The sequence below is a fragment of the Citrobacter meridianamericanus genome, assembly GCF_041320245.1.
GTDB lineage: Bacteria > Pseudomonadota > Gammaproteobacteria > Enterobacterales > Enterobacteriaceae > Citrobacter > Citrobacter meridianamericanus.
On record NZ_CP101036.1, the window covers coordinates 2,960,890 to 2,986,764 of the forward strand.

The following is a 25,875-nucleotide window of genomic DNA, read 5'->3' on the forward strand; positions in this document are numbered from 1 at the left end:
ATTCACGGATTAATTTCGTGAGATTTCTCACACAGCCCAAAAAAGCGTCTACGCTGTTTTAAGGTTCTGATCACCGACCAGTGATGGAGAAGCTATGAGTTCATCGTGTATAGAAGACATCAGCGTACCGGATGATAACTGGTACCGCATCACCAGTGAATTGTTAAGCCGTGCAGGCATCGCCGTTAATGGTCCGGCACCGGCAGATATTCGCGTTAACAACCCTAGATTTTTCAAGCGCGTATTGCAGGAAGGATCGTTAGGTTTGGGTGAAAGTTATATGGATGGCTGGTGGGAATGCGACCGGCTGGACATGTTTTTTAGTAAAGCCCTGCGCGCCGGTCTTGAAAACCAACTCCCCCGCCATTTCAAAGATACACTGCGAATTGCAGCGGCTCGCCTGTTTAATTTGCAGACCAAAAAACGTGCGTGGGTTGTCGGCAAAGAACATTACGATTTAGGCAACGATCTCTTTTCCCGCATGCTCGACCCTTATATGCAGTATTCCTGCGCCTACTGGAAAGATGCCGACACCCTGGAATCTGCCCAGCAGGCGAAGCTGAAAATGATTGCCGAAAAACTGCAGTTGCAGCCAGGAATGCGGATACTCGATATAGGCTGCGGCTGGGGTGGCTTGTCCCAGTTTTTGGCATCACAATATGGCGTAAGCGTGGTAGGCGTGACCATTTCTGCAGAACAACAGAAAATGGCGCAAGCGCGTTGTGCGGGGCTGGATGTCACCATTTTGCTGCAGGATTATCGCGACCTGAACGACAAATTTGATCGCATTGTCTCCGTCGGCATGTTTGAACATGTAGGACCGAAAAATTACGCGACCTATTTTGACGTAGTCGATCGCAATTTAAAACCGGACGGTCTCTTTTTGCTGCATAGCATCGGTTCTAATAAAACCGACAATAACGTTGACCCGTGGATCAATAAATATATCTTCCCGAACGGCTGTTTACCGTCAGTTCGCCAAATTGCCAACGCCAGCGAGCCGCATTTTGTGATGGAAGACTGGCATAATTTTGGTGCGGATTACGATACCACCCTGATGGCCTGGCACGAACGTTTCATGAGTTCCTGGCCTGAAATCGCCGATAATTACACCGAGCGCTTTAAACGGATGTTCAGCTATTACCTGAACGCTTGCGCAGGCGCATTTCGCGCTCGCGACATTCAGCTATGGCAGGTGGTTTTCTCCCGCGGAGTTGAACACGGCCTACGCGTTCCCCGCTAATTATTATCGCCCCCGTGCTAACGGGGGCTTTACTCTCAGGCTCCTGCTTCACCTGTGACGTTGCTGATAGCGCTTTCTCGCGCCGCCAGCACACGCTCAACGGTATCAACCACCGCCTGCGTTTGCGGATCGATTTCGATATTGACCCGCGCACCCAGTTTTTTCTTGCCAAGCGTCGTACGCTCCAGGGTTTCCGGAATCAAATGCACGCAAAAGCGTGTCGGTGTGACTTCGCCTACCGTCAGGCTGATGCCGTCAATACCGATAAATCCTTTGTACAGGATATATTTCATCAGTGACGGATCCTGAACTTTAAACCACACCTGGCGATTGTTTTCTGAGGTCAGAATTTTCGATACTTCGGCAGTAGTCATAATATGGCCCGACATTAAATGCCCGCCGATTTCATCACTGAATTTTGCCGCGCGCTCAACATTGACCAAATCTCCGACCTTCAGATCCCCCAGATTTGTGATACGCAACGTTTCTTTCATCAGATCAAAGCTTATCTGGTTACCGTTGATTTCGGTGACCGTCAGACAGCACCCATTGTGGGCAACCGATGCGCCGGTCTCAAGCGCATCCAGCATATATTCAGGTAACTCCACAACATGCGTACGAAAATTTGGTTTTTCATCAATAGACACCAATTTCGCGGTGCCCTGCACAATACCCGTAAACATACTTCTAACTCCTGAACTCAATTAAGACATCTCTGCACAGCACAATAGCAGGTGGAAATTCAGGTTGCCAGCGATGCGCCGCTACTGCCTGTTTTTTCACTGGAGAATTACGTATTCCTCGCTACAATAGACTGAAATTTCCCCAGCTTTTTCTCCTTGCTGCCAGATAAGGCGGCTTTTTTAGTCTCTCAAATAACAACAATATAGTGGTGTACACGTGCAAAAGTATGTAAGTGAAGCGCGTCAGTTATTAGCTCTGGCAATTCCGGTGATTCTTGCGCAAATCGCTCAAACTGCAATGGGATTCGTTGATACCGTCATGGCGGGTGGATACAGCGCCACGGACATGGCTGCCGTCGCTATTGGAACGTCCATCTGGCTGCCAGCTATTCTGTTTGGCCATGGACTGTTACTGGCTCTGACGCCGGTCATTGCGCAACTCAATGGTTCCGGACGCCGCGATCGGATTGCCCATCAAATACGTCAGGGATTCTGGTTGGCGGGTAGCGTCTCCGTTCTGATTATGATCGTGCTATGGAACGCAGGCTACATTATTCGCTCCATGCATAACATCGACCCGGCTCTGGCGGATAAAGCCGTTGGCTATCTTCGCGCGCTGCTGTGGGGCGCACCGGGGTATTTGTTCTTCCAGGTAGCCCGTAACCAGTGCGAAGGTCTGGCCAAGACCAAACCCGCAATGGTGATGGGATTTCTCGGGCTGCTGGTGAACATTCCGGTTAACTACGTTTTCATTTATGGGCATTTAGGCATGCCGGAACTGGGCGGCGTGGGTTGTGGCGTCGCTACGGCAGCGGTTTACTGGGTAATGTTTATCGCGATGCTGTCTTACATTAAACGCGCACGCTCAATGCGCGACATCCGTAATGAGCGTGGTTTCCAGAAGCCGGACACCGCAGTAATGAAGCGTCTGGTGCAATTGGGTTTACCTATCGCGCTGGCGTTGTTTTTCGAAGTGACGCTGTTTGCAGTAGTCGCGTTGCTGGTTTCCCCACTGGGGATTGTTGACGTCGCCGGACACCAGATCGCGTTGAACTTCAGCTCGTTAATGTTCGTTCTGCCGATGTCTCTGGCTGCCGCCGTCACCATTCGTGTCGGTTATCGTCTGGGTCAGGGTTCCACGCTGGATGCCCAAACCGCAGCCAGAACGGGTCTGGGCGTCGGTGTCTGCATGGCCGTGGTAACGGCGATTTTCACCGTGACATTCCGTGAACACATTGCCCTGCTCTACAACAATAACCCGGAAGTTGTCGCTCTGGCAGCACAGCTCATGTTGCTGGCGGCGGTGTATCAAATATCTGACTCTATCCAGGTTATTGGCAGCGGTATCCTGCGTGGTTATAAAGATACCCGTTCAATTTTCTTTATTACCTTTACGGCCTACTGGGTGCTGGGTCTGCCGAGCGGCTATATTCTGGCGCTGACCGATCTGGTGGTTGACCGGATGGGGCCAGCAGGATTCTGGATGGGCTTTATTATCGGCCTGACTTCTGCGGCGGTGCTGATGATGCTGCGAATGCGTTTTCTACAACGCCAACCGTCAGCGGTTATATTGCAACGAGCTGCACGATAATACCCAAATAGCCGCCGTTGGCGGCTTTTTTCATCCTCAGAACGGACTGGCATTTTGGACATTCATCCATTCCTGACTGATGGGATGCCTGAAATGCAATTCACTGGCATGCAGCATCAGTCGCGGCGCCCTTTCAGTGCCTGGCAGCAGACAACCTCCATACAAATCACAGCCTAAAATCGGATGTCCTAACAACTGACAGTGGATCCGCAGTTGATGGGTACGCCCGGTTTCAGGCGTCAGTTGTACCCGGGTCAGGCAGAGTGACGCCCCATTTTCCTGGCGATAATGAAAACGCTCAACAACCTGATAGCGCGAGCGCGCGGGTTTGCCGTTGAAGGCGCAAATCGACATCCGTGGAAACAACGCCGGGTCTTTGGCTATCGCTGCGTCTATAACCCCTTCATCATTTTTCAGATGCCCACATAACAGCGCGCTGTACATTTTGCTTACCGTACGTCGACTGAACTGCTGGCAAAGCGCGGCGTTGATCGCTTTGTTACGGGCAACCACCATCAACCCTGAAGTGCTAAAATCGAGCCGATGTACCAGCGTGCAACCGGGATAAATCTGTACCAGCCGATGATGTACCGAATCGAGATTTTGCGGATTTTTCCCCGACAAACTTAGCAGCCCGGCAGGTTTATTGATAAGCACCAGATGTTCGTCCTGATAGAGGATCTCTATCTCGTCATGACAAGGCGGGGCAATAAAAGTATCGAGGATCGTAGACATGTGCGGCCAGAATGAAATGTGGGAGCAGATCATATCCAATTTTCACCAGACTGGCGAATTTGAGTCGTACAGGCATGATAGAGTGTGGGTTATCCCGAGTACGATGAGAGGGTTACACCGTGCAACAAATCGATTTCTATATGGTAGATGCCTTTACCACCACCACGTTTGGCGGTAATGCCGCAGCAGTATGTCCGCTCCCAGACTGGTTGCCCGATGAAACATTATTGAAAATGTCGCAGCAGCATAACCAGTCAGAAACCGCTTTTTTTGTCGTCAACGAGAATGGCTTTGAGTTGCGTTGGTTTACCACTCAGGGAGAAATCAATCTGTGTGGACATGCCACGCTTGCCGCCGCACATGTCATCTTTGAACATCTGGACTACCCAGGTACGACCCTCCATTTTGCCACTCGATTCGTGGGGCCACTGACGGTCACGCGCAGCGGTGAATGGCTGACGCTTGATTTTCCTGCCTGGCAAAGCGAGCCCACCGAACCGCCCGCCTTACTGCTGGAAACATTAGGCATCACCGAATACAAGGAAGTGCGTGTCGCGCGCGATTATATGATTGTTTTGGATAATCAACAGCAGGTTGAGGCTGTACGCCCGGACATCCACGCCATGCTTCCGTTGCGGAAAATGGTTTGTATCACCGCGCCGGGTGACGGGCAATACGACTTCGTCAGCCGTTTCTTCTGTCCGGGTGAAGCCGTAGCGGAAGACCCTGTCACGGGCTCGGCACATAGCATGCTGATTCCTTACTGGGCTGCAAAACTCAATAAATCACAGATGCTGGCACGCCAGGTCTCTGCGCGCGGCGGAGATTTACGCTGCCAGTTGGCAGGAACGCGTGTTTATATCGGCGGACAGGCAATCACTTATCTAACTGGGAAAGTGCTGTTGCGCTAGCAGCTCTCCCCGAATTAACCAATCCAAGGAGGATTTATGGCGAACAAACTCGTGCAGATACACTTTGATTTTCATGGTCCGTTTGGCGCTGAGATGTCGAATCAGCTTGTTGAACTGGCCGAATCCATCAACCAGGAGCCGGGGTTCATCTGGAAAATCTGGACCGAGAACGAAGCAAACCACGAAGCCGGTGGCATCTACCTGTTTCAGGATGAAGTCAGCGCGCTAGCCTATATCAAAAAGCACACTGCCCGTCTGAAGCATCTGGGAGTGGAAGACGTGACGTTCAAAATCTTCGATATTAATGAGCCGTTAAGTAAAATTAACCACGGTAATATTGGCTAATTTTTTGCTTCAGACGCCCCTCCCCGGGGCGTTTCACCACTGATACTGCTTTCCCCTCGTTAAAACCGAAACCTCCCTGTTCCCACTCAGCATAGCTTTTACGTTAACCACATTTGCAATAGTTCACAAAATCAGCACCTGTGAAAATTATCACTAGCCTGACGTTGCATGAAAGCGTATAAAATAATACAAAATGTATTATTTTATACAAAATGAATTATCATCAACATCAGGAGATTCTTTATGTCTGTGGAGATTACATTGAACGCATCTGCAGGGGGCTTTCCACCTGCTGGTCATTACTCGCACAGTACAACGGCTGGCGGGTTCGTCTTCATTTCCGGCCAGTTGCCGGTCACTATTGATGGCGAAAAGAAAACGAATGCTTCTTTTGAAGAGCAGACGCGACTGGTGCTACAGAATATTGATGCCTGCCTGGCTGGCGCTGGAATTTCCCGACAGCATTTGGTGTCAGTACGCGTCTATGTGACAGATATCAACCAGTGGCCAACGTTTAACAAAATCTATGGCGAGTGGATCGGTGATTTCCGCCCATCTCGAGCAGTAGCCGGTGTTGCAGAGCTTCATTATGGTTTCGCGCTGGAAATCGAAGCTATTGCCTTGGCCCCACAAGCGTGACGTTTAACGACATACAGGTGAACAAGAATGACTGAAATGACACTGCCTGATTATAACGATGTTGCCGCTGCGGCAGAGCGCATCGCCGAGTATGCCAACAAAACACCGGTGATGACCTCCCGAACGGTTAATGACGAATTTGCGGCTGACGTTTTCTTCAAATGCGAAAACTTCCAGAGAATGGGCGCGTTTAAATTTCGCGGAGCTATGAATGCGCTGCGCCAGTTTACACCAGAACAACGCGCTGCAGGCGTCGTCACCTTTTCTTCCGGCAACCATGCGCAGGCCATTGCCCTGTCGGCAAAGTTGTTGGGGATCCCGGCGACGATTATCATGCCGCACGATGCCCCGGCAGCTAAAGTTGCGGCAACAAAAGGCTATGGTGGAAATGTGGTGATTTACGATCGCTATACCGAAGATCGTGAGAAAATAGGCCGGGAGCTGGCAGAGAAACACGGTTTGACGCTAATCCCGCCTTACGATCATCCGCACGTGATTGCGGGCCAGGGCACTGCCGCAAAAGAGCTGATTGAAGAAGTGGGTCAATTGGACGTTCTGTTCGTGTGTCTGGGTGGCGGCGGCCTGCTTTCAGGATCCGCACTGGCAGCCCGACATCTCTCCCCTGACTGCCTCATCTATGGCGTCGAACCCGAAGCGGGAAACGATGGGCAACGGTCGTTTCGCAGCGGAAAAATTGTTCATATTGATACGCCCAAAACCATCGCTGACGGTGCGCAGACCCAACATCTCGGGAAGATAACGTTTCCGATCATTCAGCAAAACGTTAACGATATTCTGACCGTCTCAGATGATGAACTGGTCGCCTCGATGAAATTTATCGCTGAGCGCATGAAAATCGTCGTGGAGCCGACCGGATGCCTGGGTTTTGCTGCTGCGCGAGCCCGCAAGGCAGAACTTCGCGGTAAGAAAATCGGTATTATCATTAGCGGCGGGAACGTGGATATCAGCCGCTACAGTGAATTCCTCGTAAGTTGATCAAAAAGGTATCTGCTATGCGGATACCTTATTACTGTCTGTATATTCCTGTCTGGAAAAGCGAACCTTGCTCACTGTAAACTGCTCGCAATCGTGGCTACAGGCATCACCACAGGAGACTGGCATGCCCAAAACTGACAACAACTCGCTTCTCAGCCAAATTGACACTATCGCCAGGGGGCTCGGCGAGACCTTTTCTCCATTTTGCGAAGTGGTGGTTCATGATCTCAAGAATCCTGAACATGCCATTTTGTCCATCCATAACAATTTGTCAGGACGCAAACCCGGCCAGCCGGCAACAGAACTGGGTCTGGCGCGAATCGCATCGCCCGAATTTCCCAGCATCATTGCGAATTACAGCAACCAGTTTGCCGATGGCCGCCCGGTGAAAAGTACATCCATTGGCATCAAAGACGAAGAAGGTAAATACGTAGCAGCACTCTGTCTGAACGTGGATATGACGCTGTTTCGTGGCATGCAGAGTGCCCTTGCACAATTTACTGAAACCGAAAACTCGCCTATTAAGGAACATATCGACCCTGGCAGTAATGAAGTCATCCGCCAGCGTATCGATGACTTTGCCGCTAAACGCGCAACGACGGCCCGCGCCCTTAAACCTGAAGACCGTAAGCTGCTGATTCAACAGTTACGCAAAGAGGGTTTGCTAAACGTACGAAAATCAATGGATACCGTGGCACAGCATCTGGGGGTATCCAGAGCTACCGCTTACCTGTATGCCCGTCAGTCAACACCGTTAAATGAGTAAGATGGTCATATAAGGTATGCCTTAGCGCAGGTCAGTGACCTGTCATTCATTACTGGCACAAAGTGCTCCGCCACATGCTGAGGGGGCGTTGTGCCGACATAGCCATCCGCAAGAAAAACAGTATTACCTTGTGACTACACAAAAGATAAACCTTCGCATCTCTGCGTGTTTAATTACCCCAGTTAAACATGCAGGTTGTTTTTTGTACAAATCAATAAAGATTAACGCCCTTCTAATAACTTCATCAACTTTGCTTGAGCAACTTTAAAAGCAAGCAAACCCTAACCATCTGATTTTTATCAATAAAAATATATTCACGTTTATTCAACAAATATTAACCAGGCCGCATATATAATTAACATAATATCTAAATTATAATTCTTTTACACATCCGGTAGCCGGTGAGGTCAGAATGCGATTAATCGCCATGTTGTTAAGCTTTATGCTCGTCACCCAGGTCTATGCCAGCGAACTGCCCAAACCTGCAGGTAAAGTCCTTTTAACACTGTCCGGAAATATTGAAAATACAAATGAAGACGGGAAAGCCGTTTTTGATACCGCCAGCCTTGAGAAACTGGGAATGGTAAGTTTCCAGACCACCTCCCCCTGGTATAATGGTCGCACGACCTTTACGGGCATTCCATTACAAAAGCTCATGGATTATGTCGGGGCAAAAGGATCGGTTGTAAAGGTGACTGCGCTCAATGACTACACGACCGTTATCCCTCTCAGTGATTTCAAAAAATACGATGCTATCCTTGCTTTAAAAATCAACGGAAAATATATGCGCATCCGTGATAAAGGCCCGTTATTCATTGTGTACCCCTATGACAGCATGCCGGAACTGAATAACCAGATTTATTACTCCAGGTCTGCATGGCAGGTCAGTAGTATGGATATCGAGTAGACGTTCAGAGGAACATCATGAACAGAATACTGGCTGGCATCATCTTTTTTCTTTTTATATCTACTGGATATATCTCATTCCTCGTGCATGAAAGACAACAAGAGTTACAGAAGCTAACTCACTACACCGATTCCTGGTCTGCTGCACAGCTGGTATCTCAATATTATCGATTTGAATCATTGTTAGCTCTTTACACTATCGATGATACGATGAATCTCGATAATGTACGCATGCGTCTCGACATTATGCTCAGCCAGAGTGATTTGATCAAAGAGGGTGATTTGGGGCGCTACATTGAAAGCAATATAGCGCACCGTCAACTGGCGGTAAAACTTGAAAACACCCTGAATTTTCTGGATGTTAATCTGGAAAAAATGAACCGTTCAGCACTCCAGGACTATCTAAAAAAAATGCATACTCTGGATGCGCCACTTGGTCGTCTTTCGTCCGGCGCGTTAAACAAGGATGTTAACTCGATCAATAACGCCAACCAGAAAATTCAAACACTGTACTACATATATTCAGCAACCTCTGTGCTACTGATAATACTGAGTGCGATTCTGGGCGTGCTCATTTTCTATCAAAACAGAAATATCCTACGTGCACACCTTCAGGTTAAGAGTCTTGCCGAAGAACTGCAGATATCTAAAGAAAAGCTACAAATCCAGAATGCTAAACTGGAATATGACGTCTACCATGACTCTCTTACCGAGATGAATAATCGCCAGCTATTCTGGGGTGATTTAAATAAAACAATCGAGATGGCAGAAAAAAATAACGACTCTGTGATTGTGATGTTGTTTGATTTAGATCGCTTCAAGGAGGTAAATGATACCTATGGTCATGATGCCGGTGACATTTTACTACGTCAGATATCAAACCGTCTGACTTCGATAAGCCTGACTTCGGATACACTGTATCGATTAGGTGGAGATGAGTTTGCGTTTCTCTCAAGCGGTTTGACAGAAAGTCGCGCAGTTTCACGAGCTCAGAAAATATGTGAATATATCAGCCAACCCTATACTATTTACAACACAATTATCAATATAACTACCTGCGTTGGTATTGTTATCTCAGATACTGAACGTCGCCCCGACTATCTTTATAAATTTGCCGATCTGGCGCTTTATGAAGCCAAAAACGACGGTTCTGGCAAGATAAAGGTCTTCCGGCAACGAATGTTAGAAAAGCTGCAAGAAAGCAGAACACTTGAGCATGATATGGCCCTGGCAATTGTGAACAAAGAATTCGTGGTTTATTATCAGCCTATTGTCGACTCTTTCAGCCAGAAAATTTACAGTTACGAAGCACTTATTAGATGGCTCCATCCTCTTAAGGGCCTCCTGTCACCGGATAGCTTCATTCCCGTTGCTGAAAAAACAGGAATGATTAATGAGATGGGGAAAGCCGTGCTCGAAATTGCTTGCCGGGAGGCAGCTTGTTGGGCAATTCCGGTTAAAATTTCAGTCAATGTCTCTCCCGTTCAGCTAAGCAGCAAAACCTTTGCCGGTATCGTGCTGTCCATTCTGAAAGAAACAGGACTACCACCTGATCGTCTTGAACTGGAGGTGACAGAATCCTCTATCTTTACTGAGAGTACAACGCCGATGAATACCCTGAATAAACTCAGAGCCCTTGGCGTAAAAATCTCCATCGACGATTTTGGTACCGGATACTCTTCTCTTTCGCGACTGAGCAGGCTTGCCTTCGATAAAATCAAAATAGACAAGTCCTTTGTGCATTCGATATCTACACAGGAAGATGCCCTTAATATCATCAAACTGATCACTGGCATGGCGAAGTCCCTTAATATGAAGGCTGTCGCAGAAGGTGTTGAAACGCAGGAACAACTGGAAAGACTGCAGGCTCTCGGCTGCGATTTCGCGCAAGGATATCTGTTTGGTAAACCTCAACCTTGTATTGATAAGGAAATCAGACATGGTTAAATCACAAACGCCTCCCCAGCTCTGAATGGCCTGGCCTTGGGAAAAAGGATGTTAATTAACTTTTAGTCACTGACTGACATCCTGCAGTCGCCGTTAAAAATTAATGTACCCTGTTTTAAAACAGGGTACATCTGTGAAATTGAAAAAGAATTAATTTTTCATTTCATGGTTTTTATTCATATTATCTTTTTTCATATTGTCCATTTTTCCCATACTGTCTTTGGTCATTGGTTTTTTGCTCATAGTGTCTTTGCACATATTGTCTTTACACATGTTGTCATGTGTCTTTGACATTGTGTCTTTAGCCATACCGTCTTTGCCCATCGAATCGGCGGCCTGTACGTTTGCCATAAACAGAGCGGAAAATACGGTTGCGGCGATGATCATCTTTTTCATGGTAGTTCCTCGTTGTGTTGTAGTATTAACTGCCACCAAACCAGTTGTAACCCTGATCTTCCCAATAACCGCCCGGGAAACGATTCGTGATTTCAATGACCTGGATATGTTTGGGATTCTTGTACCCCAGCTTGGTAGGGATACGTAGCTTTATGGGGTAGCCATATTCTGCCGGGAGGATCTGGTTATCCCACGTCAATGCCATCAGCGTCTGAGGGTGTAACGCCGTGGCCATGTCTATGCTGGTGTAGTAGTCATCTGCACAGCGAAAGCTGACGTACTTCGCGCGCAAATCGGCACCAACGAGCGTCAAAAAGTGGCGAAACGGCACACCACCCCATTTTCCAATTGCACTCCATCCCTCAACGCAAATGTGACGGGTAATCTGACTTGTCTGCTGCATGTTGTGCAGCTCCGTCAGCGTCCAGTTGCGGTTGTCACGCACCAGCCCGCGAATTTCAAGGCGATAGTCCCGGCCATCCACCTGCGGAATATCTTCTGGCCCGTAAAAAGCATTAAATGGAAAAGGACGCGTGATCTCTGCGGATGTATATTCAGGCGCAAGCGCACGGTCGCTGAATAAAAACCCCTGCACCCGATCGTTAAAACGTGACATACGTGAGAGCACATTTTCCACATCCGTGTTATCGCTGATATCGCAACCGGTAAGCATCATGATGCCGCCGAGCGTCAGTCCCTGGCGCAGTAAACGACGGCGGTCCGGGCTGAGTAATTTTTCCGCTTCTTTGACCAGGTAATGCGTGTCAGTGTCGGAGAGAAATCGGGATTTTTTCATGATGTATTTCCTTAGCGCCCCCGTAACATTGCCAGCAACGTGCGCGGAACCAGCAGGACCATTAGCAGATGAATGACAATAAACAGCGCAAGTGCGCTCATGGCGAAGAAATGGACATACCGCGCAGAATCATATCCACCGAATAAGGTCCGTAAAAACGGGAACTGTACGGATTTCCACAGTACCAGACCGGATAAAACCAGCACGATGCCATCGAGAAGAATGAACAGATAGGCTATTTTTTGCACCATATTGTAGTGGCGCAGATCGGCGTGCTGGAGTTTCCCTCGCAGCGCCTGCAAGAGATCGTCCTTCAACTGTCGATATGACAACGGAAAAAACTTTTGCCGAAAACGGCCACTGGCTATGCCAAGCGAGAGATAAATTGCGCCATTTAAGGCCAGTACCCACATCATGGCAAAGTGCCACTGGAGTGCGCCCCCCAGCCAGCCACCGAGGGTTATTTGTGCAGGAAACTCAAATGAAAATAGCGGTGCGGCGTTGTAGATGCGCCAACCGCTAAACAACATGCCCGCGATAGCAACGACATTTACCCAATGGCAACAGCGCAGCCAAAGCGGGTGTACCGTTTCTGAAGTTGATGGTCGCATGATGCGCTCTCCATGAATGACATGAGCGCATCATGGCAGCATTGTGATCACCACATCCTCACGGAAGTTTAAATAAAATGTGATAACTTCCCGTATTCGCCAACAGTAAGCTAATTAACCATTAAACGAAGCGCTAATTCATTCGGATAAGGATCAAAATAGTTCTGGCCAAGCAGGTAGCTGTCCGGGTATTCAGCCAGGTAGTGCTTGAGTAGCGTGAGTGGAGCCAGGATTGGCAAAAGTCCACTGCTGTAGTTGAGGATGACGTCACGTAACTCTCCGCGCTGGCGAGCGCTCAATTGCTCACGGAAGTAACCCTGAATATGCATCAGCACGTTGGTGTGATTCTTCCGCGATGCGGGCTTTTTAAGAATAGCCATAAGCTTTTCACGATAGGCCACGAAAAAAGCATCCAAATCATCCCACTGGTGAAGCGAGGCAACAAAGGGGCCAATTTCCCGATAACCCGCCTGGTTATGAGCCAGCAGCTGGAGCTTATAGCGACTATGAAAGTGTATTAATCCGTGGCGAGTAAGGCCATTGGCTCGCAACTTATTTAGCTCATGTAACGCGAACACTCGCGCGACAAAATTTTCCCTCAGCACCGGATCGTGCAAGCGGCCATCTTCTTCGACCGGCAACCACGGGTAGGTTTCCATTAATGCACCAGTAAATAAACCCGTCCCCTCTTTTCGCCCACGATTTCCCTTTTCGTCATACAGCCTTACTCTTTCCATCCCGCAGCTCGGTGATTTAGCACAAACGATAAAACCCGCCAGACTACCAAGTCCCTGTAGATATGAGGCGGTGAATTCGGACATTTTATCGGTTACATCTTCACCCGGCGCATGGCTAAAACACATGCGAATATCCCCTTGGGAAGTCTGAACCAGACGCAACGCGGGACGTGGTACAGGCAAACCGATGGACATCTCCGGACAGACAGGTTTATAAGTCACCCACGTCCATCACAAACCCCATCCGCTTATGCCCACCATCGAATCGCACGGCTGAGCCGGTCAAACATCCACTAATCCCGATAACAGGTTGAGTATGCATAACGATCCCCTCTTTTGTTTGCGCCCCTTTTCGGGAAGGATTCGTGTGACTGTTCCATTAAGTAAAGCATATTTAAACGACATACTTTCGTGAGCTTTAATTTTTAATGTTCGGATACATTAATCATAAATAACGAATATTTGCAGTGAAAGTTGGTAATTTCCCTGAACAGTTCTATAGTCGGGACTGCTTCTCATTACAGGGTTCACTAATGCGATTTAACGGACTGACTAAAGGTTTCTTCATTTTCATCCTTGCCCTCGTTACCTGGGCGTTTTTCGATGTATTGTCCCCCTACTTTTCTGCTATTTTGTGGGCTGCCATCCTGACCACAATATTCAACCCGGTGAAAAACAGGCTGCGCAGTGCCCTTGGCGAACGCAACGGGCTGGCATCACTGCTCACCATCGGCATTATCTGTCTGATTGTCTTTATCCCACTGATGGTGATCCTCTCCTCATTGGCGATTGAGTTGAACGTGGTGTATACCAAATTACAACAAAACGACACACAGTTCCCGGAAGTGGTCACCTCCATTATTTCGCATCTTCCTGACTGGGCCAGAGGATTCCTCGCCGAACATAATCTGGATAACGTTGCACAGCTCCAGAAAAAACTGTCGGACGTTGCGCTGCAGGGTGGCCAGTACCTGGCAGGTAGCGCGTTCCTGATTGGTAAAGGGACATTCGGCTTTGCTATTAGCTTTGGCATCATGCTGTATCTGCTGTTTTTCTTACTAAAGGACGGACCTTATCTGGTACGCCAGATTCTGGACTCATTACCGCTTTCTGATTTTGCCAAACAGCACCTCTTCGCTAAGTTCGTTGGCGTGACACGGGCTACGGTTAAGGGCACGGCGGTAGTCGCGTTGGTTCAGGGGATTCTTGGCGGCATCGCGTTTGCTGTTGTTGATATCGACGGCAGCGTACTGTGGGGCGCGCTAATGGCGTTTCTCTCCCTCGTGCCCGCTGTCGGCTCAGCGATCGTCTGGGTACCTGCGGCAATATTCCTTTTCGCCACGCATCAGATATGGCAAGGGCTGTTCATCGTCGGCTTCTTCGTGATTATCGTCGGGCTGGTGGACAATATCCTGCGCCCGCTGCTGGTCGGTAAAGACACCAAAATGCCTGATTACCTGATCCTGATAAGCACCCTCGGCGGGATGGAGATCTACGGTATCAACGGCTTTGTAATTGGCCCGCTAATTGCCGCGCTGTTCATTACCTGCTGGAATCTGTTTTCCGGACGTGACCATGAAGGTAACGTGGAAGGAATCGACGAAGCTTTTATGGAAGAAGGAAAAAATCCTCCAGATCTGTGATGGCTGGACGATAACAAAAGGCGGTCTCAGGGCCGCCTTTTGTTTTCACGCAAAATCATACGTTTCCTATAATTTCAATCATGCTTATTCATTAATCGTCGCAAAAGGAACTCATCAGTGCGAATAGCCACAATTACCAACTGGGCCTATAGCGCGACGGTATGTCTGACCATCGCCTCCGGCATTGTCATGCTGATGGCCTCCAGCGCCGATAATACCGAACGCCAGGTGGTGGAGCAGCGTTATCAATTCGATCAACTGACCGAAGAAGTGGAGCTTGACGCCTGGTCTCTATCAGATCTGGCACGCGAATATGTTATTGCAAAAGATTCAGAAGCACTTAACACCTACCGCCAGAAAGAAGCGTCGCTAAAAGCGGTTGAACAGCGATTGTCGAAGCTAAAAGACCTTGGGGCAACGGATGAAGAGCTGGCGCTATTGCATGAAGGGCTGCAGATTGTGGATGCCCTGCAGGATGAGCAGGCCACGGCGCTTGCCAGCGTCGCGCGTGGAGAAGAGTCGCAGGCCATCGCCCTGCTGTACGGGAAAGCCTATGAACAGGAACTGGAGCGAGCTCAGGATCGCATAGACCATTTCCGCCAGTTGCTCGACAACCGCGTGCGTAATGCCATTGAAGATGCAACCCAAACATCGCGTAAGCTGCGTACGGCCTCTGAAGTGATGGTTGGGCTTACGGCTCTGCTATTTTTGTTCGTCCTCGGCTTTATTTTAAAACGCCGTGTACTGCGTCCCGTCGTGCGTTTGAGCGATGTGGTCAACCGTTTGGCATCGCAGGATTACGCCGTTGAGACGCCAAGCTTTAACCAGATTGATGAAATCGGCGATATGGCGCAGGCGATCCGCATTTTTCGCGAAAACGGCCTGGTACGGCAACAGCTGGAGCAAGAACGAGACGCTGACTGGGCAATTCGCGAACTGTTGGCGCGTATGACACAACGCTTACAGGGCTGCGAGAGTTTTGCTGATGTCATCAATGTGGCTGAGCTGTTTGCACCGAATATTGCCCCAGGTATTGCTGGACGACTTTACATTCTTGACCGGGAGCCCTGGCAGATGCGCTCCGTTGCACAATGGCTCTCACCGCAGGGCAAAGCAGATGCTTTCCATCCGGATGAGTGCTGGGCAGTGCGCCGCGGTCAGAGCCATCCGCCGGTGCAAGGCGAACCCGATATCGCCTGCTACCATCTGCCGGAATCATGCCAGCAACATACTCTGTGCGTGCCACTGATTGCCCAGGGTGAAGCCATTGGCCTGCTTTCATTCCAGAATCTCAGCAATGAGTCAGCTCCTTCGCGTGCGTATCTGGAGCTGATGGCGGAAGCACTCGGTTTGGCCTTAGCCAACCAGCGCCTGCGCGATGCGCTGCTTGAGAAAGCGCTCTACGATCCGCTAACCGGTCTGCGCAACCGTCATCATCTGGAAGATTCCTTACGCACTCAGATGAGCCAGGCCGTACGCAACCAGGAGCCGATCAGTTGCCTGATGATCGATATCGACCATTTTAAAAATATTAACGATCGCTTTGGTCATGAGGCAGGAGATAGCGTGATAAAAAGTATCGCCACGACTATTCAGCGCGTGGTCCACGACAGCGGCATGGCTTTCCGCTATGGCGGTGAGGAATTTCTGGTGCTGCTGGCCAATACGGATGAGCAGGCCGCCAACCGCTTTGCGACGGATATTTATAACGGTGTACGGGAACTGTCGCTGCGCTTTGGCGTCTCTGAAATTGGTCACGTCGATGTCTCTATTGGCGTAGCCAGCTATCCTCAGCACGCCCAGAGCGACAACCTGCTGCGTGCTGCAGACGTGGCCTTGTATCGCGCTAAAGAGCTGGGACGTTCGCGCATCGTGAGCTTTGGCATGCTGGAAGCGAGCTGAACATGGCTTTACCTCGATGCCAGGCGGTGATATGTTATTTCAATGAACACAAAACACGATATCACCGCTTTTAATCACAACCTGTGGTGGCTGCCTTCTTAAAGGCGGTCAGAATGTGTTTTCCCCATTTTAGATAACCGCCGAAAGGCGGTTATTTGCATTTGAAGACCCCTTTCGGTTTTATGACTAAGGAGTCTTATATGAACAACAAAACCATTATCCTCACTGGCGATCGACCTACCGGCCCGTTGCACCTCGGTCATTATGTTGGCTCGCTGCGTCAGCGCGCCATGCTGCAACACGATTATCAGCAGTTTGTATTAGTTGCTGACCTCCAAGGGCTGACCGATAACGGCAGCACACCGCAAAAGATCCGCGACAATATTCCCGAAGTGCTGGCCGATTATCTTGCTGCAGGAATAGATCCTTCACTGACCACTATTTGTTTGCAATCGGCCCTGCCTGCCCTTGCGGAGCTGACCGCGCTATATATGAACATCGTCACCGTGGCTCGCGTGGAGCGTAATCCTACGGTCAAAAACGAAATTGCGCAGAAAGGGTTTGCCCGCTCGTTACCGGTTGGTTTTCTGGTTTATCCCATCAGCCAGGCGGCAGATATTACAGCCTTCAAAGCCGAAGTGGTTCCCGTTGGCGACGATCAGTTGCCAATGATTGAACAGACCAATGAAATCGTGCATAAAATGAATAGTCTGTTACCTGCCCCCGTCTTGTCGCATTGTAAAGCGCTGCTGAGTGAAACCAGCCGTCTTCCGGGGATCGACGGTAATGCCAAAATGTCAAAATCGCTTGGCAATACATTACTCTTGTCCGCCAGCGAAGAGGCCATTCATCATGCGGTCAGCGCGATGTACACCGATCCCAATCATCTAAAAGTGTCCGATCCAGGGCAGATTGACGGCAATATGGTATTCACTTACCTCGATGCTTTTCATGCGGATAAAGCAAAAGTCGCGGAGATGAAAGCGCATTATCAGCGCGGCGGGCTGGGCGACCGTGCATGCAAAAACGAGCTGGAGATGTGCTTGCAAGAGCTTATTGCCCCGATGCGCGAGCGGCGCGCAACTTACATCCAGGATAAAGGCATGCTGATGGCGATGCTCAAAAAAGGCAGCGAACAGGCGCATGAAGTCACACATCAGACATTAAGAGAAGTGAAGCTAGGGCTGGGTTTGCCGGTGTTCTGAACTCGACCTGTTACAGTTGGCTCAATAAATAAAGACAGCTCCCGACGAGTTACCTTCGCCGGGAGTTTTCAGAATCTTATCCACGTTTTATCAGCAAAATTCAGAGTGAAGATTAATCGCCCTTAACCCGTTGAAAAATCCTTTCCCTTCCTCTCAACTTAGTCATTTTATTAATCTGGCAGTTGCTACCATAATAACAAGTCACGAAGCGAAGCCTGTAACCCGCAGGCAATATGAGTAATGCAACCATATTTGAGGATTCCGGTATGACCACCTTTCATCAACTCACTGCCACCAGTCTCAATGGCCAACCCATCTCGATGGCCGATTACGCTGGCAAACTGGTGCTGGTGGTGAATACCGCCAGCCATTGTGGCTTCACGCCACAATATGCAGGCCTCGAAGCACTCTACAAGAAGTACGCCGCGCAGGGTCTGGTGGTGCTGGGTTTCCCCTGCAACCAGTTTGGTAAGCAGGAACCTGGTGGAGCCGATGAAATCGCTCAAACCTGTCACATCAACTACGGTGTGAGCTTCCCAATGTTTGAGAAAGTGGACGTCAACGGCGCTGCTACACATCCGGTGTTTCGTTTCCTTAAAGACGAATTACCCGGCATGCTGGGTGGGCGGATCAAGTGGAACTTCACTAAGTTCCTGATCGGGCGTGACGGCAAGCCGCTTAAACGTTTTGCCCCCTTCACGACCCCAGAGAAAATAGAAGCCACGATCCTTGCAGCGCTAAAAGACTGAGCGCTCAAGTCATTCAAAACCGTTCACATTATGCACCTGCTTGCTGCCTGAATAAAAAACACGCTGCAAAATCAACAAAATATAGTCAACTTGCTTAATTACTCTGCAATCGCGTGAGATCAGGAAGAAAAATGCTATTTCCCTCTTGCCTCATTCGGTCTGTGCCGCTAATATTCGTCCCCGTTGTCACCTACAACGTTGCGTTCATAGCTCAGTTGGTTAGAGCACCACCTTGACATGGTGGGGGTCGTTGGTTCGAGTCCAATTGAACGCACCATCTTGCGTCCGTAGCTCAGTTGGTTAGAGCACCACCTTGACATGGTGGGGGTCGGTGGTTCGAGTCCACTCGGACGCACCAAATTATCTCAATGATTTGGTGCTGCTTCCCATAGTTATTCCTCAATAAACCTTCTGTTTTTATCCTTCAGTTCAATTAATTGTCCGCATAATGCTGTTAATAAACGATGCGCTAAAACCTACTAAACGCCGTGTTCAGCGCGGTCGGGGTTAGCCATATAAATACGGACTTTTTGCGCATCCGGGATGTTTGAGACTGGTGCGTTGAATTTTGTCCGCGCCGCAAAAACGTAATCAATTAAGGTTTCGGCCTGCGGTTTACGCCCTACGACGTCCGCAATCAGGCGAATACCCTGTTTTAGCGCGCAAACTCAGGCCCAAGCTGCTTTTTCCAGCTCGACATCACGCCAACAATGTCCTGCTGCGCATTGAGCTGGACCAGAATATTCAGCGTCTGGTGTTGCAGCACGACCACTTTATCGACGCGATCAGGAATGGTCACCTGACGACCAAGCTGGTCGGTGATCGTCCGGTCGGCCTGGGCAGCAAACGCGAACAACATGCTGGCACATACCAGCGCAAAAGAACGGAGACTTAACATGGGATACCATCTGAAGAGAGGAGTAAAAATCGATATGTATTAAATTACATAACGAATAAACTGGCAACCCATTCCCGAAAATTACTGCAATGCACACGAAGTGGATCAATTTATGCGAACGAAGGAAAACCGACGGCAAGAGCTACTGTCGGCTTTCATTAATAGTGTGCGGCGCTACTATTTGGTGGCCACTTTGATGATATCAAGCGCTCTGGCGAACTGATCCTGCGGGATCGTCAGTGGATAAAGGAAACGAATAACGTTGCCATACTGCCCACAGGTTAGCAGCAGCAATCCTTGCTCAAGGGCTTTCTTCTGCACGCGTTGTGCCACGGCCGCACTGGGTTCCCCCGTCGCAGCATCACAGAATTCAGCGGCAATCATCGAGCCTAAGCCACGCACTTCAGCCAGTTCAGGACACTCTGCTTGCGCATCTGTCAAAGTGGCACGCAGTTGTTCTCCGAGAGCCGCCGCACGCTGGCACAGCTTTTCATCACGAATGATATCCAGCACCGCATGGGCCGCTGCAATCGACAGCGGGTTCCCGGCGTAAGTACCGCCTAAACCACCCGGCGCAGGCGCATCCATAATGTCTGCTTTACCCACTACCCCTGACAGTGGCATCCCGCCAGCCAGGCTCTTCGCCATGGTCATCAGGTCCGCTTTATCGGCGTAATGATCCATTGCAAACAGCTCGCCGGTACGGGCAAATCCGCTTTGCACCTCATCAGCGATCATCACGATGCCATGCTCATCGCAAATACGGCGGATGGCAGCCACAAACTCCGCCGGTGCCACTACGAAGCCCCCTTCGCCCTGGACAGGTTCAAAAATAATCGCCGCCACCTGGGTTGGATCGATATCAGCTTTGAACAGGCGCTCAATCGCTTTGATGGAATCCGCTGTGGAAATCCCCTGCAACGCAGAAGGATACGGCGCATGGTATACAGAGCCCGGGAACGGACCGAAACCTTTTTTATACGGCGCCACTTTGCCTGTTAACGCCATCGTCATGTAAGTACGCCCATGAAAACCCCCACCAAACGCGATAACACCTGGACGGCCGGTATACGCGCGGGCAATTTTTACTGCGTTTTCCACCGCTTCAGCCCCGGTGGTGAAGAAGGTGGTTTTACGCTTGCCGTCGATAGGTGCGACGGCGTTGATTTTCTCAGCCAAGGACACATAGCTTTCGTATGGGACGATTTGATAAGCCGTATGAGTAAAAGCCTGAAGCTGTGCTTCAACAGCTTGCACCAGACGAGGATGACGGTGTCCGGTGTTCAGCACGGCAATCCCGGCAGCAAAATCAATGTACTGATTGCCCTCGATATCCGTAATGGTGCTGTTTTCTGCCGACTGGGCATAAAAATCACACATCACGCCCACCCCACGCGGGGTGGCATCCAGACGACGTTGTTGCAGGTTTTTATTGTTCATTCTCACACCTTGTCATAAACATATTTGGGTTGAATTACGCTTTAAATTTAGACGCCGTCTGGTACTTTAATCGAGAGCCAAATCGTTTTATTTTAAGGATCCAAATGCGTTCACTTGCCGGAGATGTGATCAAGCAGGCATTTAGCCAACAGACGGATGAAAAACTGCATCGTCGCCTGTATGCCGCCATCTGCAGTTGCATCCTCGAAGGTAGCCTGAAACCGGCTACCCGAATGCCGCCGTCGCGCGACCTGGCAGGCGAATTGACGCTATCGCGCAATACCGTCCTGCGGGTTTACGAGCAATTGCAAGCCGAAGGGTATATCTCCGCGCGCACCAGCAGCGGAACATTTGTCACCGACAGCGTGCTGGACAATCTGGACCTGCATCCCAACAAAGCGCCTGGTGCTGTTCCGGAAGAGAGCTCCCGGTTATCTGACCGCTGCCTTGAGCTGTTAGGTCATGCCAGCGCCAGTCCCCGTCAGTGGGGTGCTTTCATTCCAGGCGTACCTGATGTAGCGCATTTCCCTCACCGGGTGCTCAAAAAAATTCAGGATCGGCTGGCGAGACGGTTGCGCCCGGAGCTTCTTACTTACGATGCCGCCGGCGGTGTGAATGAGCTGAAAGAAGCCCTGGCAGACTATCTGCGCACCGCCCGCGGCGTGCGGTGTTCACCGGAGCAGATTCTGATTACTGAAGGTATTCACCAGGCGCTGGATCTGGTGACTCGTACTTTATGCAACCCGGGTGATAACGCCTGGATTGAGGAGCCTGGCTACTGGGGAATCAAGAATATTCTGCGCATCAATGCGGTTAATTTTTCGGCGATTCCAGTGGATGAACAAGGTATGGTCCCACCGGAATCAGGCGAACCCGCGCCAAAGCTTATTTTTGTGACACCGTCACATCAATATCCGCTCGGATCGGTTATGAGTCTCAGTCGCCGTCGACAACTGCTCTTTCGCGCCCGTGAAACACAAAGCTGGATAATAGAAGATGACTACGACAGCGAGTTTCGTTTTTCCGGCCAGCCTATTCCATCATTGCAGGGACTGGAGGAAGAGACGCCAGTGATCTACATCGGAACATTCAGTAAGACACTCTATCCCGCGCTACGGCTCGGGTATGTGGTGTTACCCAAACAGTTAGCCACGCCGCTAAAGAAGGTCCATAACGACCTCTATCGTGGCGGGCATTTGCTGATTCAGGCCGCGCTGGCGGAGTTTATCCGCGAGGGTTACTACGCCGCGCACATTCGAAAAATGCGCCAGCTGTACAGCCGTCGGCGTCAAATGCTGGTTGAGCTTATCAACCGCCAGCTTGGTGAGCATTATCTAGGCTCTTTCAGCAGCAACGCCGGGCTGCACATGATTTTACAATTACCCGCCGGGAGCGATGATGTTTTGATTGCCCAACAGGCAAATGCGCAAGGGCTACTGGTGCGCCCGCTGTCACGCTACTATGTGGATGAAGACAAACGTAGCGGCTTGCTGCTGGGATTTGCCAGCATTGAAGAACATGAAATGGCGGCGGCGTTTACCCGACTGGTAGGTATTATCAGAGTAAACGCCGTCTAAGTGCCTTATCCGCCCGACAAATTACAATCATCGGGCATGCTGTTTAATGTGATGCTTTTTTCACACCAGCCAGATCCTGCTGGCTTACTTCACTATTCCCTTCTCCCCAACTTTTGCGCACGTAATTAATCACGTCGCGCATTTCGTTGTCACTTAACACGCCCCCGTAGGCTGGCATCTTAAAGGAGACACTGCCACGCGTAGTCGGTGTTTCTGCACCATGGGCAATCACTCTGAACAGCGGCGTTGGGTCATCAACCATCACCAACGGGTTATTGATCAACGAAGGCGCATTATCATCCGTACCTTTCCCTTCGAGGCCATGACAGGTGGAGCAGTAACGGTTATAGATTACTTTGCCCGCCTCGGACGAGTTCGACCACGACGCCGTGGTTGCCGCCGCGCGCACCGTTTCGGGCTTCGTGCTTTTCAGGCTCAGCAGATATTGCGCGATCGCCGTGGCATCTTCGTCGGTCAGATACTGTGTACTTTGCGTAACAACTTCAGCCATCGAACCAGAAACCGCGGCATGTTTGCTTTTACCGGTCAGTAACAGCGATTTTAACGCCTGCTCAGACATTCCGCTGCCCCGCAGCGATGGCGCATACCAGCCGTCGATCATCGCGCCGCTCAGATACTCGGCATCAGCATTGGTATAGGCTTTTTCGTTCATCGCCATGCCTCTTGGGGTATGGCACGAGCCGCAGTGTCCCGGACCTTCCACCAGATAAGCGCCCCGTTTTACCAAGGCAGCATTGCCCTCTGATTTCGCGCTCTCTACAGCCGTCGCGGGCGCATCGGTAAACAGCCAGTTCCAGATATGCAGCGGCCAGCGGGCGGAGAGCAGCCACGGGATGGCATTCTCTTTATTGGGTTGTGCCGACGGCGTAACGTCATGCATAAAATAACGATACAGCGCCTGTACATCCTCATCAGACAACTTCGCATAAGAGGGATAAGGCATAGCCGGATAGAGCGGATGACCGTCTTTAGCAATTCCCTGACGTACGGCCTTTTCAAAATCCGCGTATGAATAATTACCAATACCCTGCGTCTTGTCTGGAGTAATATTGGTCGAAAAAATATCGCCCACCGGCGTGGGAAACTTTTTACCCCCCGCCATCGCAACACCACCCTCTGCGGTATGACAAGCCACGCAGTCAGAAATTCGCGCGATATATTCACCACTAGATTCAGCAGCACTTACCGAGGCGGTAAATAAACAGGCGGCAAGAATGGTTACGTTACGCATAAATCACCCCATATCCTTGAGTTCGTTAACCGCACGCCATGCCTGATCGATGGCTGTGTGCGCATAAGCACTCCAGTCAGAATCAGAGTTGGCGATAGCAATGCGGCCCACTGGTTGACGCGCACGCTCGATAATTTCTGGCATTTTATCCATATCATCAAACAACGAGTTGGCGTAATACGCATAACCATGCGCCCAGCGGTTAACAGTGATGGCGGAGATGTCGCGTTGATTATCAAAGCCTGTCGAACCAAACATTTCCTGCAACTGGGCGCGAATCATCTCCTCATGCGCCGCAAATGTGGTCCCCAGCAAATAGGCTCGTCCCAGACGGAACTGCTCTCTGGCGGACAAGTTACTGCCCGGATAGGTAGGCACATAAACCATGTGAATAACCATCGGATCGTCCGGTGAGGCCGGATGTTGATACCCTCCGATGCTAACCGGATAGTCGAGCTTAACCCGGCTGTAAGGTGCCGCCGGAGAATAAAATTCATGTACGCCGAGCTGTTTGAACGCCTGCCAGTTCTTGACTACCACGTTGGTATACACCAACGGCGCCTTCACGTTTAGTTTGAGATCCGCCTGCTGCTGTTCAGGCATCTCAGGCACCAGATAAGGGATCATCATGTTATAACCCGCCATGATGGTATTTTTGCCGCGCACACGGTGCATTTTGCCGTCACGCAGATAGGTCACCACCACGCCATCCTGTACATTAGCCGCATTAATCACCGTGCTGTTCAGGCGCAGGCGCGTGGCGTTTTCCGGCAGATCCAGCTTTTCGTAATGCAGTCTTGTGAGGACAGAATCTTCCATCGTGTTACCCGGAAGCGCATCCGGCAGCATATACCTGACGAGCAGTCGGGCCAGGCCAGCGTTACCGTCCGGGAAATGGTAGACATACGGTTCTTCGAGATCGGCCAGCGATTCTCCGTCCAACGGCGGTAGTCCCAGCGCTTCCATGCCGGGTAATGCGCATGCCCTGGCATCGCTGCAGGAGATACCCTCAATGCCGATGGCAAAGAAGTCGTTGGAACGCTGCTGGAAATAGAGCAGCGCCATTTTGCTCAAACCGACTTTTGTGGCCAAAAATTCACTGTAGCTGTGGGTATCCAGCCATGCCATTTTCTCATCGACCGTCATACCGGGAAGATAGTCGCCTGGATGCACGTGCAGGTCGATCAGCGCTTTTCTGTCGTTCTCACTGAGTGGGAAATCATTGATAAAGTCTTCAATTTTCCGGCCATTTAGTCTGTCCGGCGGAATATCATCTGATACCGCGCGCCCCGGATCGCCGCTGACGATTTTTGTCTCGCCAAAATTCTTTTTATCGAAAAAAACCCCGCGACTGAGCTGCCAGTCGGGGTAGAAGTTTACGTCAAAACTCTCTTTTAACCGCGTGACGCTGACGCCTATGGTTTCCATCAGTTTTTGTACTTCAGGGCTGAAATTATGCGCGGGCGACTGGAATGCTTCGCTGCCGCCATAACCGAGTAATTTTTTGCCCGAGTGAGTGAATTCATTACGTTTGGCGTGCCCGCCAAAATCGTCATGGTTATCGAGGATCAGTACCCGGCTATTTTGCCCGGCAAGTTGTCGCCAGAAACACCCGGCAGCCAGCCCGCTAATCCCGCCCCCCACAATCACCAGATCGTACTCTTCCTCAACGGGCAGAGCGTTTAAATCAAAATGCTTCTGCTCGCGGCCTAGCGCATGCGCCATTTCAAACGATCCTGGATGATTTCCCCGCAGCCCGGTGAGTGCCGGCGGATAATAACTCCCATCGATAAATGCGTTGCTCTTTCCTGCCGCCCTGACCCACTCCAGCGGAGTAAGCCCCGCAGCAATAGTCACCGCGACGCCGTTCAGAAAATCACGTCTGGTAATTGCCATTTACTTTTTTC

General features: G+C 50.2%; 22 protein-coding genes, 2 tRNA genes and 2 pseudogenes. 16 read left to right on the forward strand and 10 right to left on the reverse strand.

The window, feature by feature from the left end:
- Window positions 1-94: 94 nt before the first annotated feature.
- Window positions 95-1,243 (forward strand): cyclopropane fatty acyl phospholipid synthase, encoded by a 1,149-nt coding sequence (gene cfa / locus NMD08_RS14520; RefSeq protein WP_151219080.1) that lies wholly within the window; start codon window positions 95-97, stop codon window positions 1,241-1,243.
- Between the two features lie 35 nt (window positions 1,244-1,278).
- Here cfa and NMD08_RS14525 read toward each other — a convergent pair whose 3' ends face one another.
- On the reverse strand, window positions 1,279-1,926 hold the full coding sequence (locus tag NMD08_RS14525; RefSeq protein WP_016152982.1) for a riboflavin synthase: 648 nt from the start codon (window positions 1,924-1,926) through the stop codon (window positions 1,279-1,281).
- Between the two features lie 217 nt (window positions 1,927-2,143).
- Here NMD08_RS14525 and mdtK point away from each other — a divergent pair, with 217 nt between their 5' ends.
- Window positions 2,144-3,517 carry a multidrug efflux MATE transporter MdtK gene (gene mdtK, locus NMD08_RS14530; RefSeq protein WP_151219079.1) on the forward strand — a complete coding sequence of 458 codons (1,374 nt, stop codon included), beginning with the start codon at window positions 2,144-2,146 and terminating at the stop codon, window positions 3,515-3,517.
- Window positions 3,518-3,553: 36 nt separating this feature from the next.
- Here mdtK and NMD08_RS14535 read toward each other — a convergent pair whose 3' ends face one another.
- Window positions 3,554-4,252 carry an RluA family pseudouridine synthase gene (locus tag NMD08_RS14535; protein ID WP_210905032.1) on the reverse strand — a complete coding sequence of 233 codons (699 nt, stop codon included), beginning with the start codon at window positions 4,250-4,252 and terminating at the stop codon, window positions 3,554-3,556.
- A 119-nt stretch (window positions 4,253-4,371) separates the two neighbouring features.
- Between NMD08_RS14535 and NMD08_RS14540 the strand changes: the two genes are divergently transcribed.
- The 7 genes from NMD08_RS14540 (at window position 4,372) to NMD08_RS14570 (ending at window position 10,762) form a co-directional block, all read left to right on the forward strand.
- Window positions 4,372-5,163 (forward strand): PhzF family phenazine biosynthesis protein, encoded by a 792-nt coding sequence (locus tag NMD08_RS14540; protein WP_187252505.1) that lies wholly within the window; start codon window positions 4,372-4,374, stop codon window positions 5,161-5,163.
- A gap of 36 nt (window positions 5,164-5,199) precedes the next feature.
- Window positions 5,200-5,508: a monooxygenase gene (locus NMD08_RS14545; RefSeq protein ID WP_252838347.1), complete on the forward strand. Its 309-nt coding sequence runs from the start codon at window positions 5,200-5,202 to the stop codon at window positions 5,506-5,508.
- A 243-nt stretch (window positions 5,509-5,751) separates the two neighbouring features.
- Window positions 5,752-6,147 carry a RidA family protein gene (locus NMD08_RS14550; protein ID WP_151219076.1) on the forward strand — a complete coding sequence of 132 codons (396 nt, stop codon included), beginning with the start codon at window positions 5,752-5,754 and terminating at the stop codon, window positions 6,145-6,147.
- 27 nt (window positions 6,148-6,174) lie between these two features.
- Entirely contained in the window at window positions 6,175-7,143 is a 969-nt protein-coding gene (locus NMD08_RS14555; RefSeq protein WP_151225405.1) for a threo-3-hydroxy-L-aspartate ammonia-lyase, read from the forward strand.
- Window positions 7,144-7,267: 124 nt separating this feature from the next.
- Window positions 7,268-7,909 (forward strand): transcriptional regulator, encoded by a 642-nt coding sequence (locus tag NMD08_RS14560; protein WP_151219074.1) that lies wholly within the window; start codon window positions 7,268-7,270, stop codon window positions 7,907-7,909.
- A 412-nt stretch (window positions 7,910-8,321) separates the two neighbouring features.
- Complete coding sequence (locus NMD08_RS14565; protein ID WP_151219073.1) at window positions 8,322-8,816, forward strand: molybdopterin-dependent oxidoreductase; 495 nt, start codon at window positions 8,322-8,324, stop codon at window positions 8,814-8,816.
- 17 nt (window positions 8,817-8,833) lie between these two features.
- A complete protein-coding gene (locus NMD08_RS14570; RefSeq protein ID WP_151219072.1) occupies window positions 8,834-10,762 on the forward strand; it encodes a bifunctional diguanylate cyclase/phosphodiesterase in 1,929 nt (642 codons plus the stop codon).
- A gap of 150 nt (window positions 10,763-10,912) precedes the next feature.
- Here the strand turns inward: NMD08_RS14570 and NMD08_RS14575 are convergent, their stop codons facing one another.
- The 4 genes and pseudogenes from NMD08_RS14575 to NMD08_RS14590 all read right to left on the reverse strand — a co-directional run bounded on the left by NMD08_RS14575 (window position 10,913) and on the right by NMD08_RS14590 (window position 13,624).
- A complete protein-coding gene (locus NMD08_RS14575) occupies window positions 10,913-11,158 on the reverse strand; it encodes a pentapeptide MXKDX repeat protein (protein ID WP_151219071.1) in 246 nt (81 codons plus the stop codon).
- A 25-nt stretch (window positions 11,159-11,183) separates the two neighbouring features.
- On the reverse strand, window positions 11,184-11,954 hold the full coding sequence (locus NMD08_RS14580) for a molybdopterin-dependent oxidoreductase (RefSeq protein ID WP_151225404.1): 771 nt from the start codon (window positions 11,952-11,954) through the stop codon (window positions 11,184-11,186).
- Window positions 11,955-11,965: 11 nt separating this feature from the next.
- Window positions 11,966-12,565 carry a cytochrome b/b6 domain-containing protein gene (locus tag NMD08_RS14585; protein WP_151219069.1) on the reverse strand — a complete coding sequence of 200 codons (600 nt, stop codon included), beginning with the start codon at window positions 12,563-12,565 and terminating at the stop codon, window positions 11,966-11,968.
- 110 nt (window positions 12,566-12,675) lie between these two features.
- Window positions 12,676-13,624 (reverse strand): annotated as a pseudogene (locus tag NMD08_RS14590) (YbgA family protein).
- Window positions 13,625-13,835: 211 nt separating this feature from the next.
- Between NMD08_RS14590 and NMD08_RS14595 the strand changes: the two are divergent.
- The 6 genes from NMD08_RS14595 (at window position 13,836) to NMD08_RS14620 (ending at window position 19,159) form a co-directional block, all read left to right on the forward strand.
- Window positions 13,836-14,945, forward strand: coding sequence for an AI-2E family transporter (locus NMD08_RS14595; protein ID WP_151219068.1), 1,110 nt, complete (start codon window positions 13,836-13,838; stop codon window positions 14,943-14,945).
- Between the two features lie 117 nt (window positions 14,946-15,062).
- Window positions 15,063-16,847, forward strand: coding sequence for a diguanylate cyclase (locus NMD08_RS14600; protein ID WP_370618419.1), 1,785 nt, complete (start codon window positions 15,063-15,065; stop codon window positions 16,845-16,847).
- 200 nt (window positions 16,848-17,047) lie between these two features.
- Window positions 17,048-18,052, forward strand: coding sequence for a tryptophan--tRNA ligase (gene trpS, locus NMD08_RS14605; protein ID WP_370618421.1), 1,005 nt, complete (start codon window positions 17,048-17,050; stop codon window positions 18,050-18,052).
- Between the two features lie 266 nt (window positions 18,053-18,318).
- A complete protein-coding gene (locus NMD08_RS14610) occupies window positions 18,319-18,801 on the forward strand; it encodes a glutathione peroxidase (protein ID WP_151219065.1) in 483 nt (160 codons plus the stop codon).
- Window positions 18,802-19,001: 200 nt separating this feature from the next.
- Window positions 19,002-19,078 (forward strand) — tRNA-Val (locus NMD08_RS14615).
- Window positions 19,079-19,082: 4 nt separating this feature from the next.
- Window positions 19,083-19,159 (forward strand) — tRNA-Val (locus NMD08_RS14620).
- A gap of 127 nt (window positions 19,160-19,286) precedes the next feature.
- Here the strand turns inward: NMD08_RS14620 and NMD08_RS14625 are convergent.
- Together NMD08_RS14625 and puuE are read right to left on the reverse strand one after the other, a co-directional pair.
- Window positions 19,287-19,699 (reverse strand): annotated as a pseudogene (locus NMD08_RS14625) (hypothetical protein); the annotation flags it as partial.
- A gap of 177 nt (window positions 19,700-19,876) precedes the next feature.
- A complete protein-coding gene (gene puuE, locus NMD08_RS14630; RefSeq protein WP_210905027.1) occupies window positions 19,877-21,139 on the reverse strand; it encodes a 4-aminobutyrate transaminase in 1,263 nt (420 codons plus the stop codon).
- A gap of 104 nt (window positions 21,140-21,243) precedes the next feature.
- Here puuE and NMD08_RS14635 point away from each other — a divergent pair, with 104 nt between their 5' ends.
- A complete protein-coding gene (locus tag NMD08_RS14635; protein WP_370618423.1) occupies window positions 21,244-22,716 on the forward strand; it encodes a PLP-dependent aminotransferase family protein in 1,473 nt (490 codons plus the stop codon).
- 43 nt (window positions 22,717-22,759) lie between these two features.
- Here NMD08_RS14635 and NMD08_RS14640 read toward each other — a convergent pair whose 3' ends face one another.
- A complete protein-coding gene (locus NMD08_RS14640; protein ID WP_252838340.1) occupies window positions 22,760-23,968 on the reverse strand; it encodes a cytochrome c in 1,209 nt (402 codons plus the stop codon).
- 3 nt (window positions 23,969-23,971) lie between these two features.
- Window positions 23,972-25,864, reverse strand: coding sequence for an FAD/NAD(P)-binding protein (locus tag NMD08_RS14645; protein ID WP_151219062.1), 1,893 nt, complete (start codon window positions 25,862-25,864; stop codon window positions 23,972-23,974).
- Window positions 25,865-25,875: the final 11 nt, after the last annotated feature.

What these genes read in the sequence shown, in the direction of transcription:
- NMD08_RS14585 (WP_151219069.1), bottom strand. Translation starts at nt 12,565, where the DNA reads ATGCGACCATCAACTTCAGAAACGGTACACCCGCTTTGGCTGCGCTGT.
- NMD08_RS14555 (WP_151225405.1), top strand. Translation starts at nt 6,175, where the DNA reads ATGACTGAAATGACACTGCCTGATTATAACGATGTTGCCGCTGCGGCA.
- NMD08_RS14545 (WP_252838347.1), top strand. Translation starts at nt 5,200, where the DNA reads ATGGCGAACAAACTCGTGCAGATACACTTTGATTTTCATGGTCCGTTT.
- NMD08_RS14610 (WP_151219065.1), top strand. Translation starts at nt 18,319, where the DNA reads ATGACCACCTTTCATCAACTCACTGCCACCAGTCTCAATGGCCAACCC.
- NMD08_RS14570 (WP_151219072.1), top strand. Translation starts at nt 8,834, where the DNA reads ATGAACAGAATACTGGCTGGCATCATCTTTTTTCTTTTTATATCTACT.
- puuE (WP_210905027.1), bottom strand. Translation starts at nt 21,139, where the DNA reads ATGAACAATAAAAACCTGCAACAACGTCGTCTGGATGCCACCCCGCGT.
- NMD08_RS14635 (WP_370618423.1), top strand. Translation starts at nt 21,244, where the DNA reads ATGCGTTCACTTGCCGGAGATGTGATCAAGCAGGCATTTAGCCAACAG.
- NMD08_RS14525 (WP_016152982.1), bottom strand. Translation starts at nt 1,926, where the DNA reads ATGTTTACGGGTATTGTGCAGGGCACCGCGAAATTGGTGTCTATTGAT.
- NMD08_RS14575 (WP_151219071.1), bottom strand. Translation starts at nt 11,158, where the DNA reads ATGAAAAAGATGATCATCGCCGCAACCGTATTTTCCGCTCTGTTTATG.
- NMD08_RS14640 (WP_252838340.1), bottom strand. Translation starts at nt 23,968, where the DNA reads ATGCGTAACGTAACCATTCTTGCCGCCTGTTTATTTACCGCCTCGGTA.
- NMD08_RS14595 (WP_151219068.1), top strand. Translation starts at nt 13,836, where the DNA reads ATGCGATTTAACGGACTGACTAAAGGTTTCTTCATTTTCATCCTTGCC.
- NMD08_RS14560 (WP_151219074.1), top strand. Translation starts at nt 7,268, where the DNA reads ATGCCCAAAACTGACAACAACTCGCTTCTCAGCCAAATTGACACTATC.
- NMD08_RS14535 (WP_210905032.1), bottom strand. Translation starts at nt 4,252, where the DNA reads ATGTCTACGATCCTCGATACTTTTATTGCCCCGCCTTGTCATGACGAG.
- NMD08_RS14550 (WP_151219076.1), top strand. Translation starts at nt 5,752, where the DNA reads ATGTCTGTGGAGATTACATTGAACGCATCTGCAGGGGGCTTTCCACCT.
- NMD08_RS14565 (WP_151219073.1), top strand. Translation starts at nt 8,322, where the DNA reads ATGCGATTAATCGCCATGTTGTTAAGCTTTATGCTCGTCACCCAGGTC.
- trpS (WP_370618421.1), top strand. Translation starts at nt 17,048, where the DNA reads ATGAACAACAAAACCATTATCCTCACTGGCGATCGACCTACCGGCCCG.
- cfa (WP_151219080.1), top strand. Translation starts at nt 95, where the DNA reads ATGAGTTCATCGTGTATAGAAGACATCAGCGTACCGGATGATAACTGG.
- NMD08_RS14645 (WP_151219062.1), bottom strand. Translation starts at nt 25,864, where the DNA reads ATGGCAATTACCAGACGTGATTTTCTGAACGGCGTCGCGGTGACTATT.
- NMD08_RS14580 (WP_151225404.1), bottom strand. Translation starts at nt 11,954, where the DNA reads ATGAAAAAATCCCGATTTCTCTCCGACACTGACACGCATTACCTGGTC.